The organism is Pseudomonas sp. C5pp (genome assembly GCF_000814065.1).
Taxonomy (GTDB): Bacteria; Pseudomonadota; Gammaproteobacteria; order Pseudomonadales; family Pseudomonadaceae; genus Aquipseudomonas; species Aquipseudomonas asiatica.
In genome coordinates, this window is record NZ_JWLN01000093.1 from 1 (window position 1) to 873 (window position 873).

1 protein-coding gene is annotated in these 873 nt (G+C 57.3%); it reads left to right on the top strand.

Annotation, left to right across the window (positions count from 1 at the left end):
• Window positions 1–61: 61 nt before the first annotated feature.
• On the top strand, window positions 62–873 hold an 812-nt coding region (locus RR51_RS28455), incomplete at its 3' end, for an IS4 family transposase (RefSeq protein WP_330218093.1).

Sequence of the window (873 nt, forward strand, 5' to 3'; positions counted from 1 at the left end):
AATGCCAGTCAGTTAAGACTGACGCTTTGAGCTTTAGCCCGTAGGCCGCAAAATCCGATGCTTGGAAACGAGCATCGGATTTTTTATGCGCCTGTCACAAGCCCTCTCCCTCACTCACGAAATGGCATCGCGGCCACATGCCCTCGAGGGGCTGGGGGCGTTGCTCGATCCTGATCTTGTGCAACAAGCTTTTGAGACGGCAGGTGTCGCGACCATTCGCAAGCGACGCCTCCCGCTTGAGAGCCTGGTGTGGTGCATCATCGGCATGGCGCTGTTCCGCCGTATGTCGGCTTGGGATGTCGTAAACCACATGGACATCATGCTGCCGGGCAAGAGGCCTCTGGTGGCCCCCAGTGCTGTTGTACAAGGGCGGCAGCGACTGGGCAGTGAAGCTGTACGTGAAGTTTTCACGCTCACTCAGCAGCGGTGGCACGAAGAAACCAAGCACCCGCACTGGTTGGGCTTGACGCTGCTTGGTGTGGACGGTGTTGTCTGGAGTACGCCTGACACAGCTGAAAACCGTGCGTTTTACGGGGGCGCTACCAATCAGCATGGGGATGGCGGTTTTCCTCAGGTTAGGATGGTCTGCCAGATGGAGCTGACCAGCCACTTACTGATAAACAGCACTTTCGAGAGCTACCACAGTAGTGAAATGAAGCTGGCAGAGCAGCTGATCGCGACCACGCCGAACCACTCGCTGACCCTGTTCGATAAAGGTTTCTATTCGTTGGGCTTGCTGCACCACTGGCAGTCACAAGGTGAGCATCGACACTGGCTGATCCCTGTGAAAAAGGGCACTCAGTACGAGGTGGAACACACGCTAGGACGCAACGATGCCGTGGTCGTCCTGCGCACATCGCCCCAGGCCCGCAA